Annotated in this window: 18 protein-coding genes and 1 pseudogene; 10 read left to right on the top strand and 9 right to left on the bottom strand. The window is 57.5% G+C overall.

The features are described from left to right. The first annotated feature begins 29 nt into the window (after positions 1-29). From K6L24_RS07025 to K6L24_RS07015, 3 genes are all read left to right on the top strand, one after another. Entirely contained in the window at positions 30-716 is a 687-nt protein-coding gene (locus tag K6L24_RS07025) for a B3/B4 domain-containing protein (protein WP_222682100.1), read from the top strand. A gap of 196 nt (positions 717-912) precedes the next feature. Then, positions 913-1,119: a hypothetical protein gene (locus K6L24_RS07020; protein WP_137269784.1), complete on the top strand. Its 207-nt coding sequence runs from the start codon at positions 913-915 to the stop codon at positions 1,117-1,119. Between the two features lie 72 nt (positions 1,120-1,191). Continuing rightward, on the top strand, positions 1,192-1,926 hold the full coding sequence (locus tag K6L24_RS07015; protein ID WP_222682099.1) for a 4'-phosphopantetheinyl transferase family protein: 735 nt from the start codon (positions 1,192-1,194) through the stop codon (positions 1,924-1,926). On the opposite strand, the gene K6L24_RS07010 is transcribed toward K6L24_RS07015, so the two are convergent. After that, positions 1,923-2,090, bottom strand: coding sequence for a hypothetical protein (locus K6L24_RS07010; RefSeq protein WP_162900955.1), 168 nt, complete (start codon positions 2,088-2,090; stop codon positions 1,923-1,925). The genes K6L24_RS07015 and K6L24_RS07010 overlap by 4 nt on opposite strands. A 201-nt stretch (positions 2,091-2,291) precedes the next feature. Between K6L24_RS07010 and K6L24_RS07005 the strand changes: the two genes are divergently transcribed. From K6L24_RS07005 to K6L24_RS06980, 6 genes and pseudogenes are all read left to right on the top strand, one after another. Then, positions 2,292-3,290 (top strand): LLM class flavin-dependent oxidoreductase, encoded by a 999-nt coding sequence (locus tag K6L24_RS07005; RefSeq protein WP_222682098.1) that lies wholly within the window; start codon positions 2,292-2,294, stop codon positions 3,288-3,290. Positions 3,291-3,301: 11 nt separating this feature from the next. Continuing rightward, positions 3,302-4,432: a M20 peptidase aminoacylase family protein gene (locus tag K6L24_RS07000; protein ID WP_062742916.1), complete on the top strand. Its 1,131-nt coding sequence runs from the start codon at positions 3,302-3,304 to the stop codon at positions 4,430-4,432. 44 nt (positions 4,433-4,476) lie between these two features. Further along, positions 4,477-5,430, top strand: a pseudogene (locus tag K6L24_RS06995) (ABC transporter substrate-binding protein); the annotation flags it as partial. 11 nt (positions 5,431-5,441) lie between these two features. Beyond that, complete coding sequence (locus K6L24_RS06990) at positions 5,442-5,966, top strand: GNAT family N-acetyltransferase (protein ID WP_062742918.1); 525 nt, start codon at positions 5,442-5,444, stop codon at positions 5,964-5,966. Next, complete coding sequence (locus K6L24_RS06985) at positions 5,953-6,855, top strand: amino acid ABC transporter permease (RefSeq protein ID WP_062742919.1); 903 nt, start codon at positions 5,953-5,955, stop codon at positions 6,853-6,855. The genes K6L24_RS06990 and K6L24_RS06985 overlap by 14 nt, the downstream gene beginning before the upstream one ends. Next, positions 6,855-7,649 (top strand): amino acid ABC transporter ATP-binding protein, encoded by a 795-nt coding sequence (locus tag K6L24_RS06980; protein ID WP_062742920.1) that lies wholly within the window; start codon positions 6,855-6,857, stop codon positions 7,647-7,649. Before K6L24_RS06985 ends, K6L24_RS06980 begins: the two co-directional genes overlap by 1 nt. A 135-nt stretch (positions 7,650-7,784) precedes the next feature. Here K6L24_RS06980 and K6L24_RS06975 read toward each other — a convergent pair whose 3' ends face one another. The 3 genes from K6L24_RS06975 to apbE form a co-directional block, all read right to left on the bottom strand. After that, positions 7,785-9,437 (bottom strand): multidrug ABC transporter permease/ATP-binding protein, encoded by a 1,653-nt coding sequence (locus tag K6L24_RS06975; RefSeq protein ID WP_222682097.1) that lies wholly within the window; start codon positions 9,435-9,437, stop codon positions 7,785-7,787. A gap of 95 nt (positions 9,438-9,532) precedes the next feature. Further along, entirely contained in the window at positions 9,533-10,174 is a 642-nt protein-coding gene (gene alkB, locus K6L24_RS06970) for a DNA oxidative demethylase AlkB (RefSeq protein WP_222682096.1), read from the bottom strand. 17 nt (positions 10,175-10,191) lie between these two features. Then, positions 10,192-11,241 (bottom strand): FAD:protein FMN transferase ApbE, encoded by a 1,050-nt coding sequence (gene apbE, locus K6L24_RS06965; protein WP_222682095.1) that lies wholly within the window; start codon positions 11,239-11,241, stop codon positions 10,192-10,194. Between the two features lie 448 nt (positions 11,242-11,689). Here apbE and K6L24_RS06960 point away from each other — a divergent pair, with 448 nt between their 5' ends. Continuing rightward, positions 11,690-11,839 carry a hypothetical protein gene (locus K6L24_RS06960; RefSeq protein WP_222682094.1) on the top strand — a complete coding sequence of 50 codons (150 nt, stop codon included), beginning with the start codon at positions 11,690-11,692 and terminating at the stop codon, positions 11,837-11,839. 98 nt (positions 11,840-11,937) lie between these two features. Here K6L24_RS06960 and ompC read toward each other — a convergent pair whose 3' ends face one another. The 5 genes from ompC to K6L24_RS06935 form a co-directional block, all read right to left on the bottom strand. After that, positions 11,938-13,044, bottom strand: a complete 1,107-nt coding sequence (ompC, locus tag K6L24_RS06955) for a porin OmpC (RefSeq protein WP_062742924.1) — start codon at positions 13,042-13,044, stop codon at positions 11,938-11,940. Between the two features lie 581 nt (positions 13,045-13,625). After that, positions 13,626-14,795: a beta-barrel domain-containing protein gene (locus K6L24_RS06950; RefSeq protein ID WP_062742925.1), complete on the bottom strand. Its 1,170-nt coding sequence runs from the start codon at positions 14,793-14,795 to the stop codon at positions 13,626-13,628. Next, positions 14,792-16,948: a type I secretion system permease/ATPase gene (locus K6L24_RS06945; protein ID WP_118663706.1), complete on the bottom strand. Its 2,157-nt coding sequence runs from the start codon at positions 16,946-16,948 to the stop codon at positions 14,792-14,794. Before K6L24_RS06945 ends, K6L24_RS06950 begins: the two co-directional genes overlap by 4 nt. Positions 16,949-16,986: 38 nt before the next feature. Then, positions 16,987-18,336, bottom strand: a complete 1,350-nt coding sequence (locus K6L24_RS06940; protein WP_084344125.1) for a TolC family outer membrane protein — start codon at positions 18,334-18,336, stop codon at positions 16,987-16,989. Positions 18,337-18,403: 67 nt separating this feature from the next. Next, entirely contained in the window at positions 18,404-18,604 is a 201-nt protein-coding gene (locus K6L24_RS06935; protein ID WP_062742927.1) for a hypothetical protein, read from the bottom strand. Positions 18,605-18,681: the final 77 nt, after the last annotated feature.

Here is an 18,681-nt window from a genome sequence, read left to right as displayed (position 1 = left end):
GAATAAAATAGTCATTACAGGATTATCTGATGCATAACGTCCACCCGTCAATCCATCCCGACATTGCCATCATCGCCCCCCACTTCAGAGCGCTGAGTATTGTGGTTGAGGCCGCCCCGCTGGTGAATGCGGCCATCGGCCAGCAGGCCCTGGCCGCCGCCTGTCAGGGCGTGCTGGTCGATGCCCCCTGGGCTGAGGCTCACCTCAGCGCCTGGTCGGAGGTCTTTAAAGCCTTCGGTGCTAAACCGAAACGGACGCCCTGTTCTGCTGAAGCATTACGCAAGCGCGTTCTGAAAGACGGCACCCTACCCGCCATCGACCCGGTCGTGGATCTGTATAATGCGATCAGCATTAAATATGCGCTGCCGGTGGGCGGGGAAAACAGTGCCGCCTATGTCGGCCAGCCCAGACTGATCGTGGCGGAAGGGACAGAGCAGTTTGACACCCTAAAAGACGGTGAGCCGGTGTATGAAACGGCAGAAGCCGGGGAAGTGATCTGGTGTGATGACGTCGGCGTGACCTGCCGCCGCTGGAACTGGCGCCAGGGCGTTCGCACGCGGTTAGATGCCAGCGCCCGGCAAATGTGGTTTATTCTGGAAAGTCTGCCGGAGATGCCGCTGGAGGCACTGCACCGCGCCGGCGATGAACTGGTTGACGGCCTGCAACAGATGATGCCCGAAGCAAAAATCGGGCAACGGTTAATCACCCTTGACTGACTGTTTTACCGTCAGCGTTTCGCCACCGGAGAGCTTCCCTGCTGTTTTTACAGGTGATTATTCGTCATCGGGTAGTAAATCCCCGCCGTAAAACGTGGCGAAACTCTCAATCTCCGTCTCTGCAACAATACTGTCACAATAATATCATACGCTGTCGTTACACTTTTATGGCATTGTGTAGACAGAGATAACTCAAATGGCAATGATTAAAGCTAAGAGCTTCAAAGATGCGGAAGAGCTGCTTCACTCAGGTATCAGTAAGGTGGAGCTGGCTTATGATATCGACAGTGACGATTTTTTCCGGCTTGCCAGCCAGTGGTGCGATCGCGGTGCCAAAATCTCCAAAGGGCATGACCATTTTGTCGTTTCGCTGAAAAGCTTCGCGATCCCACCGAATCATTAATTCCAGGCGTTTTTTGATATCCAGCCACTAACCTGTTTAAATAATTTATCGTTTTTGCACAGGTTAGTGGCTATGTCTGCACTGAATATTTCGCCTTCTTCACCCTTTATTACTGACTGTTCGCTGCAACCTCTGCCTGACGCCCCTGATATCAGCCTGCTGGACGTGCGTTATGACGTCGCTCATTTTAGTGAATCTCTGTTTAACCGGCTGAATATTCCGATACCTGTTCACCTGCAGCGGGCGGTTAAAAAGCGTCGTGCGGAATACCTCGCCAGCCGTTACTGCCTGCAACAGGCGCTGGCCAACTGGGGTATTACGGATTTTGTCCTGAGTAACGGGCCGGATCGCGCCCCACTATGGCCAGAGGGTATTAACGGCTCTCTGTCTCACACCCATCAGCAAATATGTGCTTTGCTGACGCAGCGTCAGGATGTGATACCGGGCGTCGATTGTGAAACGATCATGTCGGAAGAGATGGCCAGCGAGACATGGAAAATGCTGATCGGTGTCGGGGAAAAACAGCGGCTGGCACAGTCTGAGGTGCCCTTCGCCACCGCGCTGACGGTGGCATTCTCTGTCAAAGAGAGTCTGTACAAGGCGCTCTATCCGCAGATAAAGCAGTTTATGGATTTCAACGCAGCGGAGATCGTCGCCTGCAGTGCAGATCTGCAATCACTCCGTCTGCGCCTGACACAAACATTTTCCCCGATAATGACCGTCGGGCGCATCTTCGAAGGCAGAGCCCTGCTGCACGCCGATCGCGTAATGACCTGGGTTACCGCCTCGTCGTCGACGGAAAATTAACGCGATTCGTCCGGTCGCTGCTGCAGCGGAGGAAGATCGTACAGATGAACGCCATACAGTTCGCCCATCGGCATCATTGCTTCGATCACCCGACAGCTGTCCAGTGTTGCCATCCCCGAGGGTGCCTGAAAAAATCGTGTGAAGTGCAGCCAGAGACCATTCATCGTCTGTTCCTCTTTCAAGTGAACCTTTATTAAACCTGACGCTTTCTGCCTGGCAAAATACCCATTTTGCACAGCCTTTGCCAGTTCCCGGCATAAGCCCCCTATCCCATTTCAGGACTGATATTAGCCAGAATTGTTGTTTTACAGCGGCGGTCACCGCTTCAATAATTGCCGGCAACTGATACCGTTCAAGGATGCATTATGGCTTACCGACTGAGCTTACTGGATAAAAGCCCGCTGGCCGAAGGCGAAACCGCAACCACGGCACTGGCACGCACCCTGACGCTGGCACAGCGCGCAGAAGCGCTGGGATACCACCGATTCTGGCTGGCAGAGCATCACAATACGCCGGCGCTGGCCAGCCCGTCACCCGAGATACTGATCGCCTGGATTCTGGCGCACACCCGCCACATCCGTGTCGGCTCCGGCGGCGTGATGTTGCAGCACTACAGCCCGTACAAAGTCGCGGAGAATTTTAATCTGCTGGCCTCGCTGGCCCCTGGCCGCGTCGATCTGGGTGTCGGTAAAGCCCCTGGCGGGCTCCCGCTTTCCACAAAAGCCTTACAGCAGGGCATAAACCCTGAGGTAAAAGGCGACTTTATCAGCCAGCTGCGCGCGCTGGATCAGTGGCTGACGGCTTCCCCTGCCACTGAAGGTGAAGATCCGTTGCTGGCGACGCCGCTGCCACCCCGCCCGGCGACCCGCTTTCTGCTGGGTGCCAGCGAAGCCAGTGCTCAACTGGCCGCAGAGCTGAACTGGCAGTTTGTGTTTGCTGCCCACCTGAATGGCGACAGGCAGGAACTGGACCGCGCCCTGACCACTTACCGCACGCACAGCAAAGGACAATCCCCGCTGCTGGCCGTACAGGCCATTGTTGCCGATAACGAAGCCGAAGCCGATCTGCTGGCAGCTGATTTACAACAATTCCGCGTGCATGTGGATAACGGCCAAAGCGTCACCGTGGGCAATCTCGCCCAGGCCGAAGCCTTTATTCGTCAGTCAGGTGCAAAGCAGCACCGGATTGAACCCCGTGAATCCGCCGTACTGAAGGGCACTGCCGCACAGGTTCACGCCCAGCTGGACGCTTTGCATCAGCGTTTCGGAGTGGAAGAATTCATTATTGATACCCCGATCACTGCCGGTGCTCCACGCCTGAAATCCCTGCAACTGCTGGCCACCCACCAGCTGGTTGCCGCATAAGGAACCGGACCATGAGCCCATCTCTTGCACAACAGCTCGTCGCCTGGCGTCGGGAACTGCATCAGTATCCTGAGTTGTCGAACGAGGAGTTTGCCACCACGGAACGCATCACCGGCTGGCTGAAAGATGCCGATATCCGGCTACTGCCCTACGGACTGGACACCGGCGTAGTGGCGGAGATCGGCCAGGGCGCCCCCCTGATTGCCCTGCGTGCCGACATTGATGCCCTGCCGATTGACGAGATCGTCCCGGTGCCGTTCCGTTCGCAACACGCGGGTGTGATGCACGCCTGCGGGCATGATGTGCACACCTCAGTGATACTGGGGGCGGCCAGACTGCTGAAAGCGCGCGAAACAGATCTCCCTGGCCGTGTACGCCTGCTGTTCCAGCCGGCAGAGGAGCGTTTCGGCGGCGCAAGGACGTTGATAAAAGCGGGGGCATTACAGGATGTTGCAGCGATCTTCGGTATGCACAACGCGCCGGAGCTGCCAGTGGGCACCTTTGCCACGCGCGGCGGCCCGTTTTATGCCAATGTCGACCGTTTTGATATCGATGTGTACGGCAAAGGTGCCCATGCGGCCCGCCCGCAGGAAGGCGTGGATGCGATTGTGATCGCCAGCCAGATCGTCAGTGCCTTACAGACCCTGGTCAGCCGCAGTTACAGCCCGCTGGAATCAGTGGTGGTCAGCGTCACTCGCATTGAAGGCGGCAACACCTGGAACGTCTTACCGCAGCAGGTGGTGCTGGAAGGCACGGTGCGCACCCATAACGATGACATCCGCAGTGAACTGCCGCAGCGGCTGCGTCAGCTGATAGCCGGTATTGCCGCGGGGTTGGGTGGCCGGGCAGAACTGAACTGGCATCCTGGCCCGCCTGCATTAATTAATACCGGGCACTGGGCTGAGTTCAGTAAACAGGTGGCTGCCCGCCAGGGTTACGACGTGCAGGAGGCCGAGCTGCAGATGGGGGGCGAAGATTTTGCCTTCTATCTGCATAACACGCCGGGCACCTTCGTCAGCATCGGCAGCGACAGTGAATTTGGTCTGCACCATCCAGGTTTTAATCCGGATGAAGCCCTGCTGTACCCCGCCGCAGAATACTTCAGCCAGCTGGCGGAAGCGGCCCTGAACGAGATCGCTTAACGGGCAGGAACCGGCCCTTTTCATCTGCAGTTTCATCATAATAAGAGTCAGTCACTATGAAAAAAACATCCGTATTACTGGGCCTGCTCAGTGCCTCCCTGTGGCTTGGCACCACGGCAAAGGCAGAAACCGTCAACATTAATGGCACCGGCATCAGCGTCGAGGCGAATGCAGCCCCCGTGCATGCGCCGGTGAATCCCGAGGCCGTTGCTCTGCTGCCAAAGGACCTGAAACTGGCCGTGCCGGGCAAGTTTACCGTGGCGGTTGCCGCGCTGAACTCCCCACCGCTGACGCTCTTTTCTGATGACAACAAAACCCTGCAGGGCAGTGAAGTGGATATCGCCCGCCTGGTCGCCGACAGCCTCGGACTGGAGCTGAACGTGGTGCCGACCTCCTGGGAAGACTGGCCGCTGGGCGTCAGCTCCGGCAAATATGATGCCGCCATCACCAATGTCACCGTCACCAAAGCGCGCAAAGAAAAATTCGATTTCGCGACCTACCGTAAAGATTCCCTCGGCTTCTACGTGAAATCGGACAGCAAAATCACTTCACTGACCAAAGCCGAAGACATTGCCGGACTGCGCATTATTGTTGGTTCCGGCACTAATCAGGAAGCGATCCTGCTGGCCTGGGATGAAGAGAATCAGAAAAAAGGGCTGAAGCCGTTTACGCCTAACTATGTAAAAGATGATGCGGCCCAGACGCTGGCATTACAGTCCGGTCGTGCCGATGCCTATTTCGGGCCGAACGTCATTGGTGCCTGGAAAGCCGCACTGACCGGTAAAACAAAACGGGTGGGCACCGTGGATGGCGGCTGGCCGAAAGCGGCCCATATCGCGGTGACGCTGAAGAAAGGCAACGGGCTGGTGGCCGCCGTTAACGCTGCGCTGAATGGCGTGATCAAAGGCGGCGAGTACGACAAGGTCCTCAACCGCTGGGGCGAAAGCATTGAGCGCCTCGATCGTTCTGAAATCAACCCGCCGGGGCTGGGTGACTAACGGAGGTCAGTATGAGCCATGAACAATTTCGCCAGCTGTCACCGGAGGCACCGGAGCTGACATCAATTATTGACGGACTCTTCGGAGAATACAGCGCCCGCTATGGTGACTTTTTTGCCCGGGATGCCGAAGTCGAACTGACCGAATGGTATCTGCCCCCGCAGGGGATGTTTGTGGTACTGGAGCGCGACGGGGTCATTATTGCGATGGGGGCTTATAAGGCTTTCGACGTAGAGACGGCCGAATTAAAGCGCATCTGGACGCGCAGCGATCTGCGCCGTCAGGGACTGGCGCTGAAAGTACTGGTTGAGCTGGAGCGACGCGCCCGACTGGCGGGTTACCGACAGGTTTATCTGACCACCGGCTTTCGTCAGCCGGAAGCGGTACGCCTCTATTTATCACATGGCTATCAACCACAGTTCGACACGCAGCGTGACCCGGAAGAGTACAGCCTGCCGCCTTACGATGGCCGCCTGCGTTTCACCAAAGCACTTCACCATCACGCCGAGTCAGGAGCCGCCCATGAAACCGAATGAAACCCTGCGCGTGGTGCCTGCCCGCTATCCGCTGCGGCTGGTTGGGGCGGTCGTTGCCCTGTTTATTCTGGCCGTAGTGATCCAGTCGATCGCGTTTAATCCACGCTGGGAGTGGTCGGTATTCGCCCACTGGTTCTTTGCACCCGCCATCCTCAGCGGCCTCGGGCAGACGCTGCTGCTGACGCTGATCGCCAGCCTGCTGAGTATTCTGCTGGGCGTGGGGCTGGCGCTGGCCCGCCTCTCCTCGTCCTGGTTACTCTCCGGTCTGGCGTTCGGCTATATCTGGCTGTTCCGTTCGCTGCCGCTGATCGTGGTGCTGATTATTCTCTATAACTTCTCCTACCTTTACGACACCTTATCGCTGGGCGTTCCCTTTACCCCGTTAACACTGGTGGAGTACAAAACCATTGATGTCCTGGGGCAGTTCAGTACGGCGGTGATCGGGCTGACGCTGGTGCAGGCGGCCTATACTGCCGAAATCATTCGTGGCGGCATTACCGGCGTGGATCAGGGGCAGTTTGAAGCCGCCGCCGCGCTGGGTCTGCCCTCTTCGCGCCGCACGCTGCGCATTATTCTGCCGCAGGCGCTGCGATCCATTATTCCAACCGGCTTTAACGAAATTATCAGCCTCGCCAAAGGGACCGCGATGGTATACGTACTGGCGATGCCGGAGCTGTTTTACACCATCCAGATGGTTTATAACCGCACGCAACAGGTGATCCCGCTGCTGATGGTGGCGGCGGTCTGGTATCTGCTGATCACTACCGTGCTGTCGGTTTTGCAATACTACGTGGAACGCTGGCTGGCACGCGGTGCGACCCGTGAGCCGGTCAGCCGTCTCTCATCAACCCGGCTGCATGCCGCCATCACCCCCGTCAGGAGCTCATAATGTCTGAAGCTATCGATCTGCACAGCGACGCCACGCTGGGTCATATTTCCATTGCCGGGGTCAGTAAAAGCTATGGCCGTTTTAAGGCGCTGGACGAGGTATCGCTGGAATTGCTCCCGGGTTCAGTGACGGTGATCCTCGGCCCGTCAGGTTCAGGGAAGTCCACGCTGCTGCGCGCCATCAACCATCTCGAGCGGGTGGATGAGGGGCTGATCCGTATTGATGGTGACTACATTGGTTACCAGCGCAAAGGAAATAAGCTGTATGAGCTGAAGGAGAAGGCGATCCTCCGGCAGCGTATCGGGGTAGGCTATGTGTTTCAGAATTTCAATTTGTTCCCTCATCTTACGGTGCTGGAAAATATTATCGAAGCGCCGCTGGCCCATAAGCAATTAACGCGGGCGGCAGCAGAAGAACGGGCGTTACAGCTGCTCGACACCGTTGGCCTGCGGCATAAAGCCGGGGCATGGCCGCGCCATCTTTCCGGCGGTCAGCAACAGCGCGTGGCGATTGCCCGGGCGCTGGCGTTAAATCCGAAGGTCATCCTGTTTGATGAACCGACATCGGCTCTTGATCCGGAGCTGGTCGGAGAGGTGCTGGACACCATTAAGCAGCTGGCTCGCTCCGGGAGGACGCTGGTCGTGGTGACCCATGAGATCGGTTTTGCCCGTGAAGTTGCGGATAACGTGGTGTTTATGGTCGAAGGAAAGATCGTCGAACAGGGCAGCGCCTGGCAGGTACTGAACCAGCCGCAGCATCCAAGGACGCGGCGTTTTCTGGCGAAGGTATTGTGAGGCCAGCCTGAGCCACAATTCCCGCCATCAGCACGGGACGACCGGGGAAAGGGTCGTCCCGTGCCGGGCAATAGTGACTGCCGGCGTGGCCGCCCCTCTGCCCCGGTCGGCCAGCAACACGGACGTTATCTGAAATCAGCCCAGCGTCTCGGTGCGCCTGACGGCATCGAGGGTAGCGGCATCGCGCTCGGTGCCCGTCAGCTCGGTCAGCGTGCCGTCGCGCATTTCCAGCAGACGGTCAGCGTGCAGGAAATAGTGATCGTCATGACTGATGGCAAACACCGTTTTCCCCAGTGACTGCAGCCACGGCAGCAGCTCGCGGTAGAAGATTCGACGGAAATGCGGATCCTGATCGGCGGCCCACTCATCGAGCAGCAGAATGTCGCGCTGCTCGGCGGTCGCCAGCAGCAGCGCCAGGCGCTTGGTCTGCCCTTTCGACAGCTGCAGGTTCAGTACCCGATTGCCTTCCAGTTTGATCTTATCCTGCATTTTCAGCCGTTCCAGCCAGCTTTGTACCAGCGCCGGATCAACGGCCTGCCCGCGATCGTCAATCAGACGATCAAACAGATGCACGTCGGTGAATACCGCCGAGAACAGACGGCGATAGCTCTCCATTGATTCAGGGTCCACCCTCTGCCCGTCCAGCAGGATTTCACCGGATACCGGCTGATACAGCCCGGTCAGCAGCATCGCCAGCGTGGATTTACCGCTGCCGTTGCCGCCGATCAGGAATACCAGTTCGCCGCGCTTCAGGGTCATATTCACCGGGCCAACGTGAAAACCCTTGTCGCCATAGTGGAACACCAGGTTGCGCAGCTCCAGCGTCTGCCAGTTTTGTGCCACCGGAAGCTGCGGAAAGTCGGCCTCATAAGGTGCCAGATTGAAGGTATTCAGCTTGTTAAATGCCACCTGCGCCGTCAGCAGCGTGGGCAGTGCACCCACTGCCGACAGCATGGGCGTACGCAGGAACAGCAGGGTCAGGGAATAGGTCGCGGCGACGGCCGTATCTGCCCAGCCCAGGCTGTTGGCCAGCCAGAACGCGAGGCCAATGGCCCCCAGCATCATAATATTCGACCAGTTCACGGCGCTGAGATGGTAAGTATCGGCCCGCACAATATGGTGGCGATAGGTCCGGGCATCTTCACCGTAGACGTTTTCAAAGATCTGCTGTGCTCGCTGGCGGTTCAGCGCCAGCTCTTTGCGTCCCTCGATAATGATCTGAAAGTCGTGGTAGAGACGGTCTTCCGTCTCACGCAGCACCGCCATGTGCTGATACACCCGCGCGACCAGCAGCCAGCCACCAATAATGGTGACCGCTACCCAGACAGAGGTGACGACCAGCATTTTCGGCGACAGCCAGGCCAGATAGGCGGCCGACCCCAGCGTCAGAATGATACCCTGAATCAGTTCCGGCAGGCGTACAAAGGCAATGGTGATATTACGCACGTCGCTGGTAAGGCTGGCCAGCAGCTGGGCATTACCAATCTGCTCAATGCGTTCCACCCGGGTGTCGAGGATCCGTTTGATAAACTCGCCGCGCAGGCGATAGACAAAATGATGGCCGAGCAGGGTCAGCGCCAGCTGTGAGCCCAGGGTCACCGCCATCAGCAGCAGCAGCAATCCGAGAAACTGCGGTAACACCATCACCGAAGAGTTTAGCGTCACGATCAGTTCGCGGTTAATAAACGCAATCAGACCAATTCCCAGTGCAGCGCTGAGAAGACTGAGGGCAATAACCAGAATAAACGGCCAGCGATACTGCTTATAAACAACGTGAAGCAACTCCATGAAAACGTCCCGGCAGGTAAAAAGCAGCTTGCAGTTTAATGAGAAGCAAGACGAGATCAATAACAATTCTCATTCGGGCGTATTCAGGCCGCGCGCTAGCGTGCGCGGCGGAAAGTCAGGTTATAACGAAAAGGGCCGGTCAGCGGATGAATACCCGGTTTTAGCGGCAGGATGCCGTGGTAGCGCAGGCGTGAGGGCCCTCCCCACACCACCACGTCGCCCTGCTCCAGCAATACCCGCTGGCAGGCATCCGCACGATCGAACCCGCCAAATAAAAACACCGCCGGAAGCCCCAGCGACACCGAGACAATCGGCTGGCGCAGATCGCGTTCATCTTTATCCTGATGCAGCGTCAGCTTTGCACCGGGCTCATAGCGATTAATCAGACAGGCGTCCGGGTTGAAAGCGCTAAAACCGGCTTCGGCGGCGCAGGCGACGGCCAGTTCGCGGAAGGCCGGCGGCATGGCTGGCCAGCGCTGGCCGCTGGCCTCATCCTGCGCGCTGTACTGATACCCGCGGGAATCGGTGGACCAGCCGAGATCGCCGCAGTTGGTCATGGCGACCGACATCCGGTGCCCGCCTGGCGTAATACGGTGTTCAAAAGGATTGCACGCGGCGATCGCCTGCACCTGCGCCATCAGTTCCCCGGCGCTCTCCCGAGCGCGACGGCGCAGGATCACGGCGCCTTCGGTGAGCGGTTCCTGCCACGGGGCATCGTCAGCAAACAGATCGAACATCAGAACTCCTCAGGCTGTCAGTGTGCGGGTGACAGCTGAATAAAGGCGGCAAACTGCGGCGACATCCAGCTGGTGAAATGATCACCCTGTTTAAAAATCAGATAGACCGCCAGCTTTTCACGCAGCGCCAGCGCTTTGGCTTTTTCCGTGCCGAGCACCATCAGCCCGGTATCCCAGCCATCCGCTTCCAGCGCAGTAGTGGCGATCACCGTAGCAGACACCAGCCGGTGCTGGATTGGCCGGCCGGTGGCTGGATCAATGACGTGCGAAATACGCTTTCCGTCCAGTTCATAATAGTTGCGATAGCTGCCGGAGGTACTGATGCCGTGCCCCTGCAGATCGACTATCGCCTGCACCGCATTTTCCTGGTCGGTGGGTTTCTGGATCGCCACCTGCCAGGCATTGCCCTGGGCATTTTTACCGCGTGTCAGCACGGCACCGCCCACAGAGACCAGATACTGGTTAATCCCCTCCTGCTCCATCAGGCGGGCAAGATGGTCGGTGGCAAACCCTTCTCCGACGGTAGACAGATCAACGTAGAGTTCGGGCAGATCTTTCTTCAGCCAGGACTGCCCGGCAGCGTTAATCACCTGCAAATGTGCCAGCCCGGTCTGCGCCCGGGCGGCATCAATCTCCTGCTGCGTGGGCGTTTTTACCGGCTGTTTATCGGGGCCAAAACCCCACAAATTGACCAGCGGCCCGATGGTGATGTCCATCGCCCCTGCCGTCTGCTGGCCAATGCGCAGCGACAGCGTGACGATATCGGCCATATCATGACTCACCGGCTGCGGCGCACTGCCCCGATACTGGTTAAAACGTGACAGCACCGAGTCACTTTTCCAGGTGGAGAGTTCGCGATCGTCCTGGTCAAGCTGCTGCTGGATGGCATTTTGCAGCGCTTCCCGACGTTCAGGTGCCACACCCGCCAGACTTACCCTCCAGAATGTTCCCATTGTTCGCCCTTCCAGCACCATTCCTTCAGATCCCGCTGAAGGCTTAGCGTTGTCACAGCCTGCCAGCAAGCAAACCACCATTAAACCTAAAAAATACCGCCAATTACTCTTCATATCCGCCTGTAATCTTAATTAAAAACTGGCCCGAACCGGACATTGCCGCAGAGAAAACTCAGATTCGACACCTTGATCTTACCGTCATAGGTCACCAGGATGGGGGCTGTCCAGGGCACTCCGGCGCCCTTCATTCACTATGATAAGGAGAGCCATAATGATCTATTACGCGCTTCTCATGGTTTCAATTGCTTTGATTATCTTTGCAGGCTTTAAGCATTACAAGCACACCCATACCCGACAGCTTCATCGCCCACGTCATCGTTAAGGCTTCGGTGACCTCCCCCGGCTCCACCGGGGTGAGATCACCGGCACTGATATGGTGCAGCCTGCGCCTGATTGCACCGTTTATCCTGCCTTATTCCCCCTGAACCGCCAGACAACAGCGTTGAAGTGAACTGGCACGTTTTCTGCAGCGTGAAGAGGACGTTCACTGTGGGGATAATAAATGAGTCAAAAACACGCGGTCAAAGAGAACCAGGCCAGGCAACGCCTGCTGCGCTTTTCACTGTTTACGCTGGGTGGGATCGGGCTGGAAGGCCGTTATCTGCAGACTAATGAAGAGACGGGCGGAAAGAAGCCGGACGTGAGCCTGTAAACTGGCCAATAAAAAGGGCCGATCGCCTAAGACGATCGGCCCCTGCCGCAGAACTGACCGGCTTTAGCGATCGGTTCCGGGTGTTAACCCGTGCGGGATCAGAACTGGTAAACGAGGCCTAACCCCACCACGTTGTCGGTGTTGATACCGGCGGCCTGAGTGAAGTTGTTGTCGTCCAGCAGGTTGATCTGGTAATCAACATAGGTCGACATGTTCTTGTTAAAGAAGTAAGTCGCGCCCACGTCGATGTACTGTTTCAGATTCTGGGTGCCCCAGTTCTGAATATCGGTCGCGCGCGAGGTCACGTAAGCCAGAGACGGACGCAGGCCGAAGTCGAACTGGTACTGGGCCACCAGCTCCCAGTTATCGGCTTTATCCGCAAAACCGTAAGCCGCACGGTTGTCAGTGCTGCCGAAGCGAGTGGCGTTATACGAACGGGTGTACATCGCGGCCAGGTAGACGTTATTTGCGTCATATTTCAGACCGCCGGAGTAAGCCTCGGCTTTATCTCCGTTACCCAGTAGCGCGTTGCTGTTCTGGGTATCGGTACGGTCGGAAGAGAACATGGCAGCACCGGCGCTCAAACCAGGAGCGAACTCATAGGTCGCAGAAAGACCATAGCCGTCGCCGTTCTGGGCAGTCGCGCTGCGGTTACCCGCCACTTCAGCATTGCTGTCATTTTTACCCTGATACTGGATGGCGAAGTTAAGACCGTCCACCAGGCCAAAGAAGTTATTGTTACGGTAGGTCGCGACGCCCGTGGCACGCTGGAACATAAAGTTATCCGCACCGTAGGTATCCCCACCGAACTCAGGCAGGACGTCGGTCCATGCGCCGATGTCATACAGCACGCCGTAGTTACGACCGTAATCGAGAGAGCCGGCATCACCGAATTTCAGACCGGCGAAACCCACGCGGGTATAGCTGTCAGCGGTTCCCTGGCTTTCGGCGTTGTTCAGCGCGGCCTGATATTCCCACTGACCGTAACCGGTCAGCTGATCGGAAATCTGGGTTTCGCCTTTGAAGCCAAAGCGCACATAAGACTGGTCGCCATCTGAACCGGCGTCGTCAGAGAAGTAGTGCAGACCGTCAACTTTACCGAAAAGATCCAGCTTGTTACCGTCTTTGTTGTAGATTTCTGCTGCACCTGCTGTACCGGCAACCAGCAGTGCTGGAACCATCAGGGAAAGAACGCGAAGTTTCATTTTAATACCCTCTCGATTATAAGATTTATTTTGCCACTGCGTGCCGATCAATCATTTTAAGCACTTCGTGTCATCTTAAGGCGGGTAGGGTAAATATCTATCAAGAAAATGATACTAAACTTCCGAAAATGTTTCATTGAGATTCAAACATATCTCTAAATGTAAATATCGGGGAACTTTTCAACAGCACAAACAGATAAAAAATAGCGCACCTAAAGACAAGAAATAAGATAATTCTTGTTATTCATCGCATTACAGCAATCTGTAATATTAGGCACTGAATGATAAAAATTTCCCGTGGCGAACGGCTATTATTATCCCGCTATCATCATTTATTGAATTATTATCTTCATTCACCCCGAATGAGCTGTACCATCTAATATTATTGTTGCCAGGCCTTGTGCCTGGCATTTTTTTGCTTTTTTTCTGACAATTTCAGGTGCACCCGCCTGCGCGGGCCCGGCAGAATAGACCTCTGTGAGACTGGAATATTATCCGCGTAATTGCGCCCCGTTTAACCTGCTCTGCGGGAATACGGCCCCGCAGCACGGTGCGACTTCACGCCCTCTCCGGCAAGGGGATTACCGCTCGCGCATCGACTCTTTAACCTTATTCAGCGGTTTGATCAGATAGTCCATCACGGATTTCTGACCGGTTTTGATTTCCACGTTGGCCACCATGCCCGGCACGATGGGAAACTTTCGCCCGGCCTTATTGGTCAGCTCCGCCCTGTCGGTGCGCACGTAGACCCGGTAATAGTACTGGTCCCGTTTAACCTCATCCTGCAGGGTATCGGGGGAGACGGTTTCCACCTCTCCCCGCAGATCGCCATAAATCGACGAGTCATAAGCGGTGACTTTAACCGTGGCCGCCAGCCCCGGACGGATATAGGCAATATCACGCGGGTTAATGCGCGTTTCAATCAGCAGCTGATCCTCAAGAGGGACAATCTCCATCAGCTTGCCCCCCGGTTGCAGCACGCCGCCGACGGTCGTTACCTGGATATCCTTCACAATCCCGCGCACCGGCGAATAAATCGTGGCGCGGGTCAGCTGATCCTCTTTCCCGGTCATCACCTGAAGCTGCGCGTCCAGATCCGCATTGTTTTTGACCTGCTCTTCGCGCGCCCGCACGGCATAGTCGTTGCGCGCTTCATCAATTTTCCCCTGCAGCTCGGCCACCTGACGGCGCAGGCGGATCACTTCCACCTCCCCTGCCGCCCCTTTAGCCACCAGCGGCTGCGTCATCCGCAGCTCATCCTGTACCAGTTTCTTCGACTGCTCCAGGTTACTGACCGTCTCCTGCAGGTTACGCCGGCGGGACTGGAACAGCTGCGTTTCACGTGCCACCAGATCAGGTTCTTTCAGGGTTTCCGCACTGAATTTTAACGGCGCGCCGGTCAGTTCGGCCCGCAGTCGCTCCGCCGATGCCCGCAGCGTGCGTGCCCGTGCCGCCGCTTCACCAAAGTTTGACTGGAAGCGGGTCGGATCAAGTTTGGCCAGTATCTGACCCTTTTCCACAATATTACCTTCATGCACGTTGAGTTCATCGACGATGCCGCCGTCCAGGCTCTCTATCACCTGCGCACGGCTGAGCGGCGTGACTTTGCCCGTTCCGACGGTCACCTCATCCAGGATGGCGAAATGTGCCCAGATGCAGAACAGCACCAGCGCCGCAGTACAAACCCAGATGATGGCAGAGGTGCGCCGCTCATTCTGTTTCATGCTGCGATCCATCAGTACAAGGCTCATGCTGCATCTCCTTTCGCACTGGCCGCCGCCTGGGCGGTCTGGGAGGCAGCCCGTTTCAGAATGTCATCTTTCGGGCCATCAGCGATCACCCGCCCGTTATCCATAACGATAATGCGGTCGACCATTTTCAGCAGCGCCGGGCGGTGCGTGACCAGCACCAGGGTACGGCCACTCAGCCAGCCCTGCATCTGGCGGATGACGTGCTCCTCCAGCTGCTCATCCATCGACGCGGTCGGTTCATCCATCAGCACCACCTGCGGCTGGCGCAGGATCATACGGCTGAGCATCACCATCTGCCGCTGCCCGCCGGACAGACCGCGCCCGCCCTCATTAATGATGCGGTCAAGGCTGGCGGCATCCTGCTGAACCAGGCCCAGCGCCCCGCTGATACGCAGCGCATTCAGCATATCCTGCTCGCTGGCATGGGGATTCCCCAGCATCAGGTTCTGACGCAGCGTGCCAAAGAACAGGCGGGAGTCCTGCGACAGCCAGCCAAGCTGACGCCGCAGATCCACCGGGTCAATGCGCCGCAGGTCGACGCCGTCGACAATCACTTTTCCCTGAGAGGCCAGCGCCTGTCCGGCCAGCAGTTTCAGCAGCGTGGATTTCCCGGCCCCGACCCGGCCCAGTATCGCGATACGCTCACCGGGTTTAATTTGCAGTTGGTTGATAGCAATAACGTTTTTGACATTTTCCTCATCGTAGCTGTACTGCACGCCACGCAGGTCATAGTGCCCGGTCAGCGTCGGGCAGTGGGCCATTTCGCCCTCTTCCGGCTGGTCGAGTGGTTTCTTCAGCAGTTCATCCAGCCCGGTCATCGCGCTTTTGGCGTGCTGCCAGCGTGAGAAGACCATGGTCAGCTGCATCAGCGGGGCAATGGTGCGCGAAGAGAGCATACTGCTGGCCACCAGCGTCCCGGTGGTGATCTGCCCGTCAAGCACCAGATAGACCCCGAAGACCAGCATACTGGCATAGGTCAGCTGCTGAACGCTGGAGGCCCAGCCGGTCAGACGCGCGCCCCACAGGCGCTGCTTCATCCCAATCGCCGCACTCACTTCATGGGTCTGTTCCCACTGGCGCTGGAAATAGGGTTCGGCCTGCAGTGATTTGATATCTTCAATACCTTCAATGGTTTCCACCAGAATAGCGTTACGCAGCGCCCCTTCACGCAGGCCTTCTTTCGCCAGCTTTGCCATCGGGATCTGGATCAGCAGGCCGGGGATGACGATCAGCGGGATCGCCAGCAGCGGCACGATCACCAGCGGCCCGCCAATAAACGCCATAATAAACAGGAACAGGATGACAAACGGCATATCGGCCGCTGCCCCGACGGTGGTGGAGGTCAGCAGCTCACGCACCTGATCGATTTCACGCAGCTGGGAGATAAACGAACCGGTTGATTTCGGTCGCGCCTCGTTGCGGATATTCATCGCCCGCGCAAACAGCATGGAGGAGACTTTCAGGTCGATGCGTTTTCCCATCATATCCGAGACCTGGGTACGCATCAGGCGGATCAGGTATTCCACCACCGCGGCGATCAGCACGCCGCCGAACAGCACCCAAAGTGTGGCCTCTGACTGCGCCGGGATCACCCGGTCATAAATCTGCATCGAGAACAGGATGCCCGCCAGCGCCAGCACGTTACCGACAATCGACGCCAGCGAGATTTCACCAATCTTGTGCCCCATGCCTTTAAAGTTTTGCCAGAACCAGTGTTTCTTATAGGGCTGAACAAACTCATCGATGCGCGCATCTCGACCGCGAGCAGCAACCCCGATGATGCCGACCTCCGGCTGGCTCTGCTCCAGCAGTGACGCCAGTTCGCTTTCACGCACCACATCACCGCCGTCGCTGAGCCAGTAGCGGGCATTGCCTTCTCCGTCGATGGCTTCAATTACCACCACGCTGCCGCTGTCCATAATCAGCACTACAGGCGTTACCTCCTGCCGCCAGCGTATTTTGTCACGCGGGGACATGGTGAGGTGCAGACCCAGCAGCCCTGCCAGACGCTCCAGTTGCTGCTGCGGCGTCAGATGCTCGAACCAGCGCATCTGCTGGCGCAGGGTTTTACCATCCGCCGGTTTACCGAAGCGGGCCGCCACGCGCAGCATGGCATCGATCCAGTTTTCCGTTGTTGCGGTTTTGTTCGTCATAAAAACAGCCTTATCGGGTTGTCATTCGCACAGCGTCATCACAGGGAGGGCAGCGTCTGTCCGCTGTTTGCTTCCCGGTCCACGCCTAAAATATCCAGCAGATTATCCACGGCTGCGGCGTAGCGAACCGTGGCATCCCAGCCGTCGTACAGCGCCGTCAGGCGGCTGCTGTCAGCCTGAAAGACGTCCTGCTCAACACTCAGCAGGTCATTAAGGCTGCGCTTATTCAGTTTGTATTCATCGGCGTACACATCCCGCGTATGGTCGGCACTGCGTAGCTGCTCCTCCCCCGCCTCTTTACGCTGCTGCGCTCCGATCATGTCGGCATAGGCGGTGGAGGCATTCTGGTTAATTTGCAGTTTTGACTGCTGAATGGCGGCTTCTGCGGCGGCGCGGTCGCCCTCGGCGGCCCGGGTTCTGGCATTGACCAGCCCGCCCTGATAGAGCGGTGCTTCTACCTGTAATTGCAGTTCGTCGTCCCAGTAGGAACGGCTTTCGTTCTCATAGCGGGTGCGCCCCGCCTGCACTTTGATGGTCGGCCAGTGATTCGACTGGGCCTGGCGTACCCGCTCCAGCGCGGCCTCCTGTCTGGCCTGCGCACTGCGAACGGCGGCGCTCTTTTCATACGCAATTTTATCCAGCGTGACCTGCTGGTTAAGCAACGCCTGCGGCAGTTCCGGCAGGTTTTCGGAGACCACCCCCGTCAGCACCGTCAGCTGCGCCCGGGCTGACCGCGCCTGCGCACGATACTGCTCCATGCTGGCATTCATGCCGGCGATTCGGGTCTGCGCCTGCAACACGTCAGACTGTGAGCTTAATCCGGCATCGGCCCGCAGTCTGGCCATATCCCTGACCCGCTGTAATGAAGCAATGTTCAGCCGGGCGGCGTCCACCAGCGCCTGATAGCGTTTTACGGACAGATAGGCCTGTAGCGTATCCTGTGCCACAACGGTCATGGTGTCATACAGCGCGTAGCGATAGGCATCGGACAGTTTATGCTGCTCGTCGATAGCCCCCCCGGTGCGCCCGAAGTCGTACAGCAGCTGGCTGAGGGTGATCCCGCCGGAGCCGCTGTTATTCAGGCTGCCCGCAGAGTCGGTCTGCTGAGAACGCCCGCCACTCGCCACCAGTGACACCTGCGGGTACCACGCACTTTTTGCGGCATCCAGATCGGCTTCCCCCACGCGGATCTGGGCCGCCGCTTCAGAAATTTTGGGATTACGGGCAAAGGCGCGCAGGATGGCATCCCGCAGCGTCAGACTGCCAATCTGTTCTTCCGTGGGTGCCGCGCGCCAGTTAAATTCGGCCACCGGCTCCTGTTTCGCCGCCTGCAAGGCGGAGGTGAACAGGCAGGTTGTAACGCAAAGTAATATCACCCTATTTTTCATTTTGGACACCTGTGATCCTGAAATTCCGGGCCAGAGCCGGAAATCATCCGACGCTTCTGCCCCACCATTACGCGTTTTGTTTCAATAGATGAAGCCGGGCAAGCATGTCCCGATGCGGACTTTTTTCAGGGGCCAGGAGGTGGAGACGCGGAAATTTTCTGAAGGATAAGGCACCGTCACGCGCAGATGCGCTGCGGTAGCGCTGCCGGCAGACGCCAGCAACGATGGTGTTCAGGCCGCAATAACAGGCCAGATAACGCTGAGTCATGGTGTATCCCCTTGTGCACCGGTCAATCAGTCAACGTCTGCGGGGAATAACCGCTGAGGGCTATTTTTCCACGCAAA

Source organism: Erwinia persicina, assembly GCF_019844095.1.
GTDB classification, from domain to species: domain Bacteria; phylum Pseudomonadota; class Gammaproteobacteria; order Enterobacterales; family Enterobacteriaceae; genus Erwinia; species Erwinia persicina.
Note: the sequence above shows the minus strand (reverse complement) of the source record. Positions and strands in the feature narration are given on the sequence as shown.